General features: G+C 33.3%; 15 protein-coding genes. 11 read left to right on the top strand and 4 right to left on the bottom strand.

Annotation, left to right across the window (positions count from 1 at the left end):
- The first annotated feature begins 5 nt into the window (after positions 1-5).
- From QLQ94_RS08605 to murI, 3 genes are all read left to right on the top strand, one after another.
- Entirely contained in the window at positions 6-1,007 is a 1,002-nt protein-coding gene (locus QLQ94_RS08605) for an OmpH/Skp family outer membrane protein (RefSeq protein WP_271336774.1), read from the top strand.
- 14 nt (positions 1,008-1,021) lie between these two features.
- Positions 1,022-1,525 carry an OmpH/Skp family outer membrane protein gene (locus QLQ94_RS08600; RefSeq protein ID WP_271336775.1) on the top strand — a complete coding sequence of 168 codons (504 nt, stop codon included), beginning with the start codon at positions 1,022-1,024 and terminating at the stop codon, positions 1,523-1,525.
- 156 nt (positions 1,526-1,681) lie between these two features.
- Complete coding sequence (gene murI / locus QLQ94_RS08595) at positions 1,682-2,458, top strand: glutamate racemase (protein WP_271336776.1); 777 nt, start codon at positions 1,682-1,684, stop codon at positions 2,456-2,458.
- Positions 2,459-2,470: 12 nt separating this feature from the next.
- Here murI and bamG read toward each other — a convergent pair whose 3' ends face one another.
- Together bamG and QLQ94_RS08585 are read right to left on the bottom strand one after the other, a co-directional pair.
- Positions 2,471-3,706, bottom strand: coding sequence for a BamG family beta-barrel-assembly machinery protein (gene bamG / locus QLQ94_RS08590; protein ID WP_271336778.1), 1,236 nt, complete (start codon positions 3,704-3,706; stop codon positions 2,471-2,473).
- Positions 3,707-5,035, bottom strand: a complete 1,329-nt coding sequence (locus QLQ94_RS08585) for a DUF4270 family protein (protein ID WP_271336779.1) — start codon at positions 5,033-5,035, stop codon at positions 3,707-3,709.
- 230 nt (positions 5,036-5,265) lie between these two features.
- Between QLQ94_RS08585 and QLQ94_RS08580 the strand changes: the two genes are divergently transcribed.
- The 6 genes from QLQ94_RS08580 (at position 5,266) to QLQ94_RS08555 (ending at position 10,105) form a co-directional block, all read left to right on the top strand.
- A complete protein-coding gene (locus QLQ94_RS08580; RefSeq protein ID WP_482499518.1) occupies positions 5,266-6,111 on the top strand; it encodes a DUF6268 family outer membrane beta-barrel protein in 846 nt (281 codons plus the stop codon).
- Positions 6,112-6,127: 16 nt separating this feature from the next.
- Positions 6,128-7,135, top strand: coding sequence for a Kelch repeat-containing protein (locus QLQ94_RS08575; protein WP_271336781.1), 1,008 nt, complete (start codon positions 6,128-6,130; stop codon positions 7,133-7,135).
- Positions 7,125-7,457: a DUF4907 domain-containing protein gene (locus QLQ94_RS08570; RefSeq protein ID WP_271336782.1), complete on the top strand. Its 333-nt coding sequence runs from the start codon at positions 7,125-7,127 to the stop codon at positions 7,455-7,457. The genes QLQ94_RS08575 and QLQ94_RS08570 overlap by 11 nt, the downstream gene beginning before the upstream one ends.
- A complete protein-coding gene (locus QLQ94_RS08565; RefSeq protein ID WP_271336783.1) occupies positions 7,458-8,564 on the top strand; it encodes a sensor histidine kinase in 1,107 nt (368 codons plus the stop codon).
- A gap of 11 nt (positions 8,565-8,575) precedes the next feature.
- A complete protein-coding gene (locus QLQ94_RS08560; RefSeq protein ID WP_482499517.1) occupies positions 8,576-9,286 on the top strand; it encodes a dioxygenase family protein in 711 nt (236 codons plus the stop codon).
- 102 nt (positions 9,287-9,388) lie between these two features.
- Entirely contained in the window at positions 9,389-10,105 is a 717-nt protein-coding gene (locus QLQ94_RS08555) for a LytR/AlgR family response regulator transcription factor (RefSeq protein WP_271336785.1), read from the top strand.
- 93 nt (positions 10,106-10,198) lie between these two features.
- On the opposite strand, the gene QLQ94_RS08550 is transcribed toward QLQ94_RS08555, so the two are convergent.
- Both QLQ94_RS08550 and QLQ94_RS08545 read right to left on the bottom strand, forming a co-directional pair.
- Positions 10,199-10,717 carry a gamma carbonic anhydrase family protein gene (locus QLQ94_RS08550; protein ID WP_271336786.1) on the bottom strand — a complete coding sequence of 173 codons (519 nt, stop codon included), beginning with the start codon at positions 10,715-10,717 and terminating at the stop codon, positions 10,199-10,201.
- 10 nt (positions 10,718-10,727) lie between these two features.
- Positions 10,728-11,717: a PorP/SprF family type IX secretion system membrane protein gene (locus tag QLQ94_RS08545; protein WP_271336787.1), complete on the bottom strand. Its 990-nt coding sequence runs from the start codon at positions 11,715-11,717 to the stop codon at positions 10,728-10,730.
- A gap of 143 nt (positions 11,718-11,860) precedes the next feature.
- Between QLQ94_RS08545 and QLQ94_RS08540 the strand changes: the two genes are divergently transcribed.
- Both QLQ94_RS08540 and QLQ94_RS08535 read left to right on the top strand, forming a co-directional pair.
- Entirely contained in the window at positions 11,861-12,760 is a 900-nt protein-coding gene (locus QLQ94_RS08540) for a NifU family protein (protein ID WP_271336788.1), read from the top strand.
- 151 nt (positions 12,761-12,911) lie between these two features.
- Complete coding sequence (locus tag QLQ94_RS08535) at positions 12,912-13,319, top strand: YtxH domain-containing protein (RefSeq protein ID WP_271336789.1); 408 nt, start codon at positions 12,912-12,914, stop codon at positions 13,317-13,319.
- Positions 13,320-13,376 lie beyond the last annotated feature (57 nt).

Raw genomic sequence — 13,376 nt, 5'->3', positions numbered from 1 at the left:
ATGTTATGAGAAAGCAATTTTTATTTATGTTTTTGGCCGTGATTGTTGTAAATACAAGTAACGCTCAGACTAGAACGACAAGGATTGGTTACATTGACATGGAGTATATTTTAGAGAATGTCTCTGATTATAAAGAAGCAAAATCTCAGTTGGAGCTTAAAGCCCAAAAGTGGAAACAAGAAATAGAAGCTAAAAAACTAGACATTACAACTCTTAAAGAAGGTCTAAAAGCAGAAAGAGCTTTACTTACTAAAGAGCTTATTGATGAAAGGGAAACAGAGATTAAATTTCTTGAAGATGAAATGTTGACTTATCAGGAAAAGCAATTTGGAGCTAATGGAAATTTAATGCATCAAAAAGCTTCGTTGGCAAAACCAATACAAGATCAGGTTTTTACTGCTGTTCAGGATATTGCTGAAGCTAAAAATTATGATTTTATCTTTGACAAATCATCTGATCTGACAATGCTTTTCAGTAACAAAAGATTTGACATAAGCGATCAGGTAATACGTGTTTTAAACAGAACTGATAAGAGAGAGCAACTGACTAAAAAACAATTGAAAGATCAGGAAGCTAAAGAAAGTATCGAAAATGCCATTGATGAAAATCCGGCATTACAGGACAGACAAAAAGCACTAGAAGAGAAAAGAACGGCCAGAGAGAAATTAATTGAGGACAGAAGATTAGAACAGGAAGCCAAGAAAAAAGAATACGACGACAGAAGGAAAGCAATTGCAGCAGAAAGGGAAGCTAAAAAAAATGGCACGGTTTCTGAACCAGCCAAAACAGATGCAACTAAAACTGACGCAACAGCAAAACCTGCTGCCACATCTACTGAAACAACAACCGCTGATCCGGCAGTAAATAAAGCTGAAGAAAGACAAAAACTTTATGAACAGCGTAAAAAAGAGTTAGAAGAAAGAAGAAAGAAAATTTTAGAAGAACGCGAAGCGGCTAAAAAAGCAAAAGAGGCCGAAACACAAAAAGCAAATACGACCAATAATTAATTAATATTTTAAAAATGATGAAACAAATCAAAACTTTACTAATTGCTGCACTACTAATTTTAGGAGCAAGTAACACAATGAACGCACAAGCTAAGGTAGCTCATGTTGATGTTAGCGAGATCATGTCGAAAATGCCTGCAATGCTGGATGCACAAAATCAACTACAAAAATTAAGTGGTACATACGATGCTGAATACAAAAAAATGGTTGACGAATACCAAGTAAAAATCAAAAAGTATGAAGGTGAAGCTGCAACTGTAACTGATGCTGTAAACGGAGAACGTTCTAAAGAAGTTCAGGACATGCAAAAAAGAATCGTTGATTACAGAGACAACGCTCAAAAAGAATTACAACAAAAAGAAACTGACATCGTAAAACCATTAATGGAAAAAGTAAGAGCTTCTATCTCAAAAGTTGGAAAAGCTAAAGGTTTCCAATATGTATTAGATGGTTCTACTCTTTTATTAGCTGATGGTCCAAACATTACTGCTGATGTAAAAAAAGATTTAGGATTCTAAAAAACAGTTTCCTTAAAATAAAAAAAACTGCTTAAACTTTCAAAAGTTTTAAGCAGTTTTTTTTTTACATTAAATTAAAACTAAAAAACCGAAAAATTCGCACATTTCACGTAAATTGGAATATAGATTTATTTCAAAAAACACTAAATTTGCATTATGACGAATAACAATCCTATAGGCGTTTTTGATTCCGGTATTGGAGGAACTTCCATTTGGAATGCCATTCATAACTTACTTCCAAACGAAAAAACTATTTACCTTGCCGATAGTAAAAATGCTCCTTACGGTCAGAGAACCAAAGAAGAGATTGTTGCGTTAAGCAAAAAGAATGTTGATTTTTTACTGGACATGAATTGCAAACTGATCGTTATCGCCTGTAATACTGCCACAACAAATGCAATTCTGGAACTTCGTGCTGATTATGATATTCCGTTTATAGGAATTGAACCTGCAATAAAGCCTGCCGCTAATAATTCGAAAACACAAGTTATTGGCATTTTAGCCACAAAAGGAACACTGAATAGTGAGCTATTTAATAAGACAGCAGAAATGTTTCAAAACACCAAAATAATTGAACAAGTTGGCTATGGACTTGTTCAGCTTATTGAAGATGGTAATCTGAATTCGCCAGAAATGACGCAATTATTAGAATCCTATTTGCAACCCATGATCGATGCTAATATTGATTATCTTGTTTTAGGGTGCAGCCACTACCCCTACTTAATCCCTCAGATTAAAAAAATCCTGCCGGAGCATATTCATATTATAGATTCCGGAGAGGCTGTAGCAAGACAGACTCAGAATATTTTGCGTGAAAAAGTTGGTTTTACAGACCAGCAAAAAAGTGATCCTGTATTTTATGTCAATTCGAATCCTGAAGTTTTAAAATCAATCTTAGGTTATAAATATCCTGTAATCGAAAAAGACTTTTAGATATTAGGTGTCCTAGTCTATTTTTCGTTTGATGAACCAAATCCCATCCAATGATAAATTAAGTGATATTTTATGATAATTTTCTTTGATCAAATTATCTGAAACCCTTCCTTTTTGTCCGTATGAATATGAAATATGCAAAGCCGAATACGTATTATCTATTGGCAAGGTAAGTCCAACAGAAATCGCTGCGTTATTCACCCTTTTTCCGTCAACCTCAAGATAGCCGGTATCAAAATTCACACCTGTTGCATATTGAACCCTATCCCAATATTTTCGAATATTCTTTTTACTACTATATGTAAATCCAAGTGCAAATCGATCCTGGTTCACAAAATTTCCATATAATTCAGATTGATTACTATCACTCCATAAACTCTTCTCATAATCCAGTGTCATATTCAAATTGTTTTTAAAGCGCTTACTAATCCCAACACCCATTTCTAAAGGCATATAATAATCATCTGTATCAGAAGCCACATTAGACTCTACGGTTGTTACGACCTCATCAGTAATTGTTTGAACCGTTTGAACTTTAGCCGCCTTAATTTGAGTTGGAAGCTTAAATGTTGTCGCAATAGTAAATGTAGAATCAATTTTATACTGTGCTCCTAATGTCGCTCTTACACCATTATAAGTTGTCTTTTTTTGAATACTGGTAATAGAATTCATTATCAAAAAATGTCTATCATCAGTGGTATTTCCAAACAACACAGCTGCGGATGCTCCTACAGCTAATTTTTTCCCGAATCGGTATCCGTATGAAAAATCAAAATTATTTAATCCTCCTGAACCTACGGCAGTTAAATAATAAAAATCCTGACTATTTTCTATTGGTAATTTTAAATTAGAAATTTTAAATGCAGCACTTGAATACGGTCGAAGCGAAACACTAAATCCGGAATTTTTAGTAACCGGAAAAGCAAGAGCAATATGTGAGAATTGAAAGTTATTACGGCTTTCACTTTTTGAACCACTTTCGTAAGTTGTTGAAATCGCTTTTCCACCAATATCAAACATAAAGTGATTTTGGGGCAAATAGCCCAAAGATGCCGGATTTAGATTATTTATAAAAGTATCTGAAGGTAAAGCCATTCCTGAGGAACCAATTGAAGGAATTACTCCAAAATCAGCATCATAGACACTACCAACTCCGTATAATGAATAAGGAGAACTTGAAATACTTTGAGAAAATGAAGTTAGCGACATCAAAATGGCGCCACCTAAATATGCTATTTTACTTTTCATTTAATAGGAGATGTAATAAATTTTAATTTGGATTTTATTGTTCTCATGTTTCTGATCTCCTAAAACAACGCGGTTTACGGATTTAGAAAGCCCCGGTAATGTTAGAATGAGAGAAGATCTGGAATCAGATTGCTTCAGCATTTCTTTCTGTAAAAAAGCACCAATTGGAATTGTATAACCAACATTCTCATTAAACTCATCACTTTTTTTATTCAGAGTACCAAAAATCGTTTTGCCCGCAGAATTTACTAATGAGGCACTAATTCTATTTAAATTATCGCCTACATAAACCTGTAGGGAATCTGCTAGAGGATATTTTTGCGAATAGGTATTATTAACGGCTCTCAGGAATATCTGAGCATCTACAATTGCTCCGTTTGCTGAAATATGTTTGAGCTGTTTAATATTGGGGAAATCAATCCTGCAGGCTACTCCTGTTCCTGACTGAATAAATCCCTGCCGGTTTGTTAATGAGCTTGACAACTTACCAGTCGAAATAGGTAAGTTTTCAAGTAAGGTTCCGGTTTTATCTGATGAAATTGAATTGAATTGCTTTCCGGCATCCAGAATCGTAAAATCTATAATAAAAGGAACTTCTTCTGCCCCTGCCTGATACTTTGAATAATACATTCGTATCTTACTTGTTGCAACATGAAAACCCGTAACGCTGGATGAATTAGATGTTGATGGCACCAAAACCAAACCCTTTAGATACTCAGTAAAAGTATCAAAGTCTGTAATTTCTTTTTTCTTTAATTTCTGAAAAAGTGCCGCACCAAACACATCACTCATTTTAATATTAATAGAGTCTTTTTCGGTTGGCCTTGGCTTGTATGAAATTGTTCCGAGGCTTTCATCACTATAACTTAAAGTCGAATTATTATAAAAACTATAATCATCAGTATTGGGTCTTACCCGTTGAGTCACTCGATGAATATCGAACGTTTGCACCTTTGTAGTATCACCATAATAATAGTTATCATATTTTAGAATCATTGCAATCGAATCAAAAACATAATTGGTCGTTTCTGTATCAGATCCACTACTTTTTAACAGATATGATTCTCCTGATAATTGAAAATAGCTGTTCGATTTTACCTTCCCATAAATTGGATCTTCATAATTCCCAATCAAAATTCGATTTTGATTCGAAGTAACAAGAGAATCAAAATTAATCGTAGACATTTCGACTGTCAGGGTATCAATTAAAATAACTTTATTACCAACAGCCAGATAATCAGATCCAACAACAAATTCGCCGGCATCAGCATCTGTTCCGCATGAAATTGCGGTCACAGCCAAAAACATCATCAATATAAACTTGTGCATAATCAATTTTTTGAACAAATATAAAATGCACTCTTCTGCACTACACTATAACATATACAGTCACGCCTTTTTACCCTATAAACAGCAAAAAACGATCTACAATAGATAAATGCTCCTTAATAATTCATTCAACCTTAAAAAAGGCTGTTTAGTCTATCAAAAAGTGGCATACATATATCTTCTTTTTTTTAAAACCATTACCCTCCTACTTTTGAACCAATAAACAAGTAATGAAAACAAGGTTTTTAATTTGGTCGATTTTTTTGATTTCAATTTTCAACATGAAAGCTCAGGAGAGCTTTTCAGTTAACATGAATGTAAAAACAGAACCAACTGACAAAATTGATTTTAACGAAACCAATATCGGTATATCGTTTAACAAGAAAATAGGCGTAAAAAACAAGATAACAAACACACTAGAGTATTCGAATCTGAAAGTGAATTATGAAATAGACCATTATAATAATCCGTATGAGAATTTGGATCGATTTAATCAGATTAAAAACAAGGTTGAATTTTCTCATGAAATTTCAAATGCAACAAGTCTGAATTTTTCAATTACCCCGACAGTAAATTTTCAAAGCAATTTAGACATGGATGCATTTTCAGTTTTGGGAAGTTTTGAGATTAAGCAGCGTTTAAATTCAAATACAATTATCAACATTGGGGCAGCCAGAACAACTGTTTTTGGATCTCCTAAATTCATGCCTGTTTTGTCTCTAAACTATCAAATAAGCAATGCAAGTTCTTTGATGATTGGATTTCCGGATTCAAAGATTTCATATTCTAATAATATCCGAAATAAGTTCAGTCTGAGCAATAGCTTCAATGGTAATTTTTATCATTTAGATTCTCAAAGCGATCTAAATATGAACGCCACAAAAGTTAGCTTATCACAAATGACGTCAGCGCTTGAATACGAAAGAAATGTCGACAAAAACTGGTTTCTAAATTTTAAAGCTGGGTATGATTTTAATAAAAAATACAATCTGATCGATAATGACAATCATAAAGTATATGATTTTAATACCGGTAATGGTTGTGTTTTAGGAATTGGCATCAAATACAAACAATAAATAAATTTAATACACTATGAATAATTTTAAAAAAGGAATATTATTCTCGGCATTGTTTTCCGGTCTTTTTTTTATAGGCTGCAGTAACGACAATGATGATGATGATTTAATGGGGAACTGGGTAAAAAAATCAGCATTTGACGGACCTGCCAGATCTAGTGCAACCAGTTTTGTTATTGGGGATTATGCTTATGTAGCGACAGGTTACACGGGAGATGTATATTTAAAAGATTTATGGTCATATAATTCTTCTGGAGACTATTGGGAACAAAAGGCGGATTTTTCAGGAGTTGGAAGAAGTTCTGCATCTAGTTTTACGCTTAACGAGAAAGGTTATGTTGGTCTTGGATATGATGGAACAAATAGATTGAAAGATTTTTATCAATACGATCCTACCAGTAATAGCTGGACTCAAAAAACTGATTTTGCCGGAACAGGCCGCTTTGGTGCGGTAGGTTTTCAAGCGGGAGGAAAAGCTTATTTTGGAACTGGATATGATGGGAATTACCTAAAAGATTTCTATCAATACAATGACCTGACAAACTCATGGACATTGGTAAATGGATTTGGAGGAAACAAAAGACGTAATGCTACCACTTTTGTAATTGGTGATAAAGCTTATTTAGTAACAGGAAGCAACAATGCTGTTTATCAGGAAGATTTCTGGGAATTTGATCCCGCTACTGAAGTATGGACCAGAAAACGTGACATCAATAAAAATACTGATGACGACTACACTTACAATGACGATTATGCAATCGTTCGTTCGAATGCCTCTGGTTTTTCAATGAACGGATTAGGTTATGTTGTGGGTGGAGAAAGCATAAAAACAATCTGGGAATACAATCCTGCAACGGATTTATGGGTAGAAAGAACTCCTATGGAAGGTGCTACCAGAACAGATGCTGTTGGGTTTGCAATCAATAATCGTGGTTTTTATATGCTGGGCAGAGTGGGTTCTACTTACTTTGATGATACCTGGGAATTTAAACCTCTAGAAGAGCAAAATGACAATGACAATTAACATTCAAAAACAATTCTTCTGGGGTAAAATCCAGAAGAATGTATTGCTTGCGATACTTATTTTACAATTTTTAGCCTGTGCGAAAAATGAAACTTTTAAAATCGAAGCCTTCAAAACTACGTCAGGTTGGGGTTATTCGATCGCTACAAAGAACAAAATCATCATCAAGCAGGCTATTATTCCAGTCATAAACGATAACAAAAGTTTTTCGACAGAAAGTGATGCTTTAAAAGTAGGTCATTTAGTTGTAGAGAAACTCAACAACAACATATCACCAACCATAACCAAAAATGATTTAATTTTATTAAAAATTAAATTATAAATGACACTAGACATTATCAAAAATACAAGCTCAAATAAAATTCTATTCCATAGTATCATCTGGTTATTCTTTATCCTGACTTCATTAATTGAATTTTATGAAAGTCCGTTTGCGATCAACAATGATTTTTATGTACAATGGACTACTGGAATTATTTTGTTTTATCTGAACTATTTTTATTTGGTACCTGTCTTGCTTTTAGAGAAAAAATACTGGCTTTATTTTACTTTTGTTTTTGCTGTGATCCTGCTGTTTATGATTATCAGAATTAATTATTTTATTCCTGAAATTAAGTTTGCAAGGACACGAATGATGCCGCCTCCGGAAGAACTTAAACTGTTTTTAAAAAACAAAAGATTCAAACCAATGTCGTTGGCAACAAGGCCACCTTTATTCTTTAAAATTGGCCCTTCATTTTTCTATATTTTAATTATTACCATAAGTGCCGTTATTAGAACGCTTACAGAGTTTTATAACAATCAGCAAAACAAGTTAATTGCCGAAACACATCGAACAAATACTGAATTGATCTATTTACGCAAACAAACTAATCCGCATTTTTTATTCAATTCATTAAATAGTATCTATTCTCTGGCACACAAAAAATCTGATTTGGTCCCTGATGCCATTGTTACATTATCAGAATTGATGCGCTATATGCTGTATGAAACTGACAATAAAACGGTGGCTTTAGAAAAAGAAGTCAATTATATTCAGAATTATATAGAGTTACAAAAGCTCAGACTTAACAATATCGAAGATATCTTTATCAATGTTCATGGCGATACCAGGAACAAGTTTATCGAACCCTTGTTATTGATTTCGTTTGTTGAAAATGCTTTTAAATATGGAACGGATTACAAAGGTGCCGCCCATGTAAAAATCAAAATTTTTATTCTCGAAAACACGCTTGATTTCTGGATCGAAAATACGATCGAAAATTATGTTAAAGATCCTGAAAACTCGGGAATTGGACTTGTTAATATTCAAAATCGACTGGACTTGCTTTATCCAAACGCTCACGAACTTAGCATAACACAGGACAATCAATATTACCGTGTACATCTGAATTTAAAATTAGATAAAATTCAAACTGCAATAAATTAATTAAGCTGACTATGGACAGAAAAAAATTTATCCGAAATAGTATTTTAGGAATTGCTTCGTTAGCAACAGCTTCTAAACTATTAGAATCCTGTTCTAAAAACGATCATGATGATAGCGGCTCCAGCTCTTCAGAAGACGGAAGCTGCACTGTTTCCCCATCAGAAACAAAAGGCCCATTCCCTATCAAAACCCCAAGTCAGTTGGTTCTAGAAAATATAAAATCAGACCGAATTGGAGTTGCTTTACTTATAAACTTAGTAATCGAGAATAAAAATAATAACTGTTCACCACTATCAGGCGTTTTAGTTGACGTTTGGCATTGTGATAAAGATGGTAATTATTCTGAATATGGCGGGACATCAATGCAGCCAAAAGATTATACATCGGTTCATTTTTTGAGAGGAAGACAAACCACCAATTCAAAAGGAGAAGTTTCGTTTATTTCGATTTTCCCGGGTTGGTATCAGGGCAGGGCACCTCATGTGCATATTGAAGTTCTAAGCACTAACGGCACATCACTTTTAGTAACACAAATTGCTTTTCCTGAAACCGTTTCGAGTACTGTTTATTCGAGCGAAAACTATGTTGCACACGGTCAGGCTGACACATCAAACACAAGAGACAATGTTTTCTCAGATAGTTTAGCCGATGAATTAGCGACGCTAACAGGCAATCTTACAGACGGTTACACACTAAGCAAAACCATCACGGTAAACACATAATTAAGGCTTAATCAGTATTTTATGATAATTTTAAAACTTAATTTACTGGTTTAAAACTACTTTTGACTGCCAAAGCAAAATTTAAATTCAAAACCTTAGCAAATGAAATGTGTAATTATAGACGATGAGCCTTTAGCAGTTGAATTATTAGAAGATTTTGTTCGAAAGGTAGATTCACTTGAACTGATAAGTACTTTTAATAATGCTATTGATGCTGTTTCCTTTATCAATCAGAACAGTGTCGATTTGATTTTTCTTGACATTGAGATGCCTCATTTTTCAGGAATTGATTTCCTGAATACAATCGAGAAAAAACCTTTAGTAATTTTTACAACAGCTTATTCTGATTATGCCGTTGAAGGTTTTAATCTTGGAGCTGTTGATTATCTGGTAAAACCAATTCCATTTCACCGCTTCTTAAAATCAGTTGTCAGAGCGCAGCAGGTTTTAAATCCGTCAACAAACATCCAAGCCATTTCTGAAAGTACTACTGCACCTGAACTGGAACAGGATTTTATGTTTGTAAGGGCTGAATACGAAAATGTAAAAATGAATTTTTCGGATATTTTATTTATCGAAGGTTTAAAAGATTACGTCAAAATTTACACCACAGATAATAAATTCACATTAACTTTAATTAGTTTAATAAAGCTGGAAAATTTACTTTCAAGCAAAGGGTTCTCCCGAATTCACAGGTCTTATATCATTAATATAAAACACGTAAAATCAATACAAAAAAATAAAGTTTTGATTAGCGACAAACGAATTCCGATAAGCGAAAGCTATAAAAATTCTTTTTTCGAAAGAATCAATTTATAAATCGTCAAATTCCAATAAACAAAAAATCCCAAATTCCAATAAGAAGTCAAACATCTTTGGAATTTGGGATTTTTTTATTTTGGAGATTTTAGCTTATTCTTCGTTTTTAAACCAACCTGAATACATGACATAATTGTTCGAAATACGTTCAATTTCGCCTGCAAAATCTGATTGATCAATGTCTTTTACTTTCTTTGCCGGAACGCCCGCATAAATAGTCCCGGAAGCTACAACTGTATTTTGTGTAACAACTGCACCGGCAGCTATAATCGAATTACTTTCTACAACACAATTATCCATTACGATGGCGCCCATTCCTATCAGAACATTGTCATGAATAGTACATCCGTGCACAATTGCATTATGTCCTATAGAAACATTATTACCAATAATCGTAGGATGTTTTTGATAGGTACAATGAATAATAGCTCCGTCCTGAATATTAACCTTATTTCCTATCGATATAAAATTAACATCTCCGCGGATAACAGCATTAAACCAAACACTGCAAGAATCCCCAAATACAACATCACCAACAATTGTGGCATTTTCAGCAACATAACAATCCTCAGGAATAGAAGGTGTTTTTCCGTTTACAGATTTAATCAGCATAATAAAAATTTTAGTTAATGGCGGGACAATTACAATCGTAACGTTCCTTTTTACAAAATAAATTGATTCCTAAAGTAATTTGATGGTATCCTCCAGTATCAAATTTCACATTGCCTGTCACTTGTGAATACGTGTAAGCAAACATAAAATTATTATAATTTAAACCTATTATAGGTGTAATGTATTGCAATTTCTGACCCGATACACCACTTGCTGTACTGTATTGTGCACCATCAAAACTTCTTCTGTAAGACAATGCTGCCCACAAACTTCCAAAATCCATATTTTTGTAAGCTTTCATGTTGAAATCAATTGTTTTCTGCTTCGTTTTATCAAATATCTGAAGCAAAATCGATGGTTCCCAGGTAATATTCTCTCTTTTACCAAAAACATATCCGGCACTAAAAAGAAACTTTCTTAAGTTATCACTTTCATAATCCGTATACAACTCTCTTCTGGTTTCCAATAATCCCTGTACAGTAGCATGGGCATAAAAATCAAGATAATTATAGGATGCTCCAAAATCAACATTGAAATAGGAATCTTTTTGAATAGAACCAAAAACGATTGGATCAAAAGTCCCTCCAAATTTGGTTTCATCCAGCTGGCTTTGAATTAATCCCCCGCTAATACCAAAAGACAGCTGATTTAAATCGAGTTCATCTCTCGAAAACATGATATGATGAGCATAAGTAAGCTTTACTCCTTTTTGCGAATGGTAACCATTTTTATCATTAAAAATAATAATTCCGGCTCCTGAGCGTTCTCCCACTTTTCCGTTAAAAGTTAAGGTTTGCAATGCCGGTGCATCATCCTGACCAAACCATTGTTTTCTGGCTGTCAATCTTATTTTTGCACAATTGGCAGCGCCCGCCATCGAGGGGTGAATCAGGTAGTAGTTATCTGATAAATAATCAGAGTAAACTGGAATTCCTTCTTGCGAATATGAATAAAATGTTGTTATGAGAAAAATAAATAAAACCCTGATTTTAAATTCCATAAAGGCAATTTTGTTTAAATATTTTTTAGACTCTCATAATTTAATACGATTTATTTGAAAAGAGTCTTAATTATTTTATTAAAAAATCAAATATAGGTATTAGTAGAAAATAACTTTACTAAATTTGTGAAAAATTACAAATCATGACAAAAATCACCATAAAAGAAACTCAAAATCCAGCTATACTAAAGTTTGAATTTGAAGATTTCATTACAAAAAATCAAAACTTCGAATTTAAAAATATTGATGAAGCCGAGGCATCACCATTAGCACAACAATTATTTTATCTTCCATTTGTAAAAACAGTCTATATCTCAGGAAATTTTATCGCTATCGAAAGATATAGTATTGTTGAATGGGATGATGTAAAAGATGCTGTTGCTGAGCAAATTACTTCATTTGTAGATAAAGGCGGTGTTATTATAAAAGTGGATGAAAACCAACCTAAAAAACAACCTATTACTGTTTACGGGGAAACAACACCAAATCCTGCTGCATTAAAATTTGTGGTTAGCAGAATGTTGACTAAAAATGCTATTGAATATAAAAACATAGATCAGACTGCTTCTTCGCCATTGGCTAAGGAATTGTTTAAATTTCCTTATGTAAAAGAAGTTTTTATTGATGAGAACTATATTTCGGTAACTAAATATGACATCAACGACTGGGATGAAATTACATTGGAAGTAAGAACTTTTATTAAGCAATTTATCGAAAACGGAGGAACTGTTTTGGATGAAAACTTAATCGAAGTGGCAACTAAAAATGATATTACTAAAGATGAAGCATTTGACAAACTAGATACTACATCGCAGCAAATCATTAATATTCTGGAAGAATATGTAAAACCGGCAGTTGCGGCTGATGGTGGAAATATTGCTTTTGACTCTTATAATGAAGATGACAAAACGGTAAAAGTAATTCTACAAGGTGCTTGCAGCGGTTGTCCGTCTTCTACTTTTACTTTAAAAAGCGGAATCGAAAATATGCTGAAAAGTATGTTAAACGATGAGGCTATTAAAGTGGAAGCTATAAATGCATAAAAATTTATTTTAGTAAAATAGGAAAAGCGTTTGCCATTTGGCAGGCGCTTTTTTCGTTAAACGTATATCTGCCTAATTATCAATAAATTATTATCTCATTCTTATTATAAAAACAGTTAATATTGTATTCTAAACTAATCAATATAAAACCATGGGATTATCTTCATTTTTTAAGAATTTATTTGGCACGGCCAAAGATTCTGCTTCTGATTTGGCAACACAAGCCGAAACTACATTTGAACAAGTTAAGGAAGCTGCTACTCCTTACATCGAGAAGGCAGAAACTTTTGCAGAAGAAACTATCGCAAAAGTAAAAGAAGCTTCTGAACCAATTCTTGACAATGCATCAGAATATGCACATAATGCTAAAGAAATTGTAAGTGAATATGTCGAAAAAGCATCAGATTCATTAAGTGATGTAATCGATTCTGTAAAAGAAAAGGCAAGTGAACTAACCAGTGATACTAAAGCAGTTGCTTCTGAAACGGTAGCTGATATTAGCGCAAAAACTGAAACTACAGCTGACCAAATTATTGATCCTATCCCTGTTAAGGAATAGAAGCTCATTTTTTCTTATAAAAATAAATAGTTCTATATTTGCAGTATTAATATGCCT

Source organism: Flavobacterium sp. B114r (assembly GCF_056824125.1).
The sequence above is the reverse complement of the archived record's forward strand: the minus strand, read 5'-3'. Positions and strand labels throughout refer to the sequence as shown.

Bases quoted from the DNA above. Each gene is read 5' to 3' on its own strand.
- QLQ94_RS08605 (WP_271336774.1), top strand. From the start codon at position 6: ATGAGAAAGCAATTTTTATTTATGTTTTTGGCCGTGATTGTTGTAAAT.
- QLQ94_RS08600 (WP_271336775.1), top strand. From the start codon at position 1,022: ATGATGAAACAAATCAAAACTTTACTAATTGCTGCACTACTAATTTTA.
- murI (WP_271336776.1), top strand. From the start codon at position 1,682: ATGACGAATAACAATCCTATAGGCGTTTTTGATTCCGGTATTGGAGGA.
- bamG (WP_271336778.1), bottom strand. From the start codon at position 3,706: ATGAAAAGTAAAATAGCATATTTAGGTGGCGCCATTTTGATGTCGCTA.
- QLQ94_RS08585 (WP_271336779.1), bottom strand. From the start codon at position 5,035: ATGCACAAGTTTATATTGATGATGTTTTTGGCTGTGACCGCAATTTCA.
- QLQ94_RS08580 (WP_482499518.1), top strand. From the start codon at position 5,266: ATGAAAACAAGGTTTTTAATTTGGTCGATTTTTTTGATTTCAATTTTC.
- QLQ94_RS08575 (WP_271336781.1), top strand. From the start codon at position 6,128: ATGAATAATTTTAAAAAAGGAATATTATTCTCGGCATTGTTTTCCGGT.
- QLQ94_RS08570 (WP_271336782.1), top strand. From the start codon at position 7,125: ATGACAATTAACATTCAAAAACAATTCTTCTGGGGTAAAATCCAGAAG.
- QLQ94_RS08565 (WP_271336783.1), top strand. From the start codon at position 7,458: ATGACACTAGACATTATCAAAAATACAAGCTCAAATAAAATTCTATTC.
- QLQ94_RS08560 (WP_482499517.1), top strand. From the start codon at position 8,576: ATGGACAGAAAAAAATTTATCCGAAATAGTATTTTAGGAATTGCTTCG.
- QLQ94_RS08555 (WP_271336785.1), top strand. From the start codon at position 9,389: ATGAAATGTGTAATTATAGACGATGAGCCTTTAGCAGTTGAATTATTA.
- QLQ94_RS08550 (WP_271336786.1), bottom strand. From the start codon at position 10,717: ATGCTGATTAAATCTGTAAACGGAAAAACACCTTCTATTCCTGAGGAT.
- QLQ94_RS08545 (WP_271336787.1), bottom strand. From the start codon at position 11,717: ATGGAATTTAAAATCAGGGTTTTATTTATTTTTCTCATAACAACATTT.
- QLQ94_RS08540 (WP_271336788.1), top strand. From the start codon at position 11,861: ATGACAAAAATCACCATAAAAGAAACTCAAAATCCAGCTATACTAAAG.
- QLQ94_RS08535 (WP_271336789.1), top strand. From the start codon at position 12,912: ATGGGATTATCTTCATTTTTTAAGAATTTATTTGGCACGGCCAAAGAT.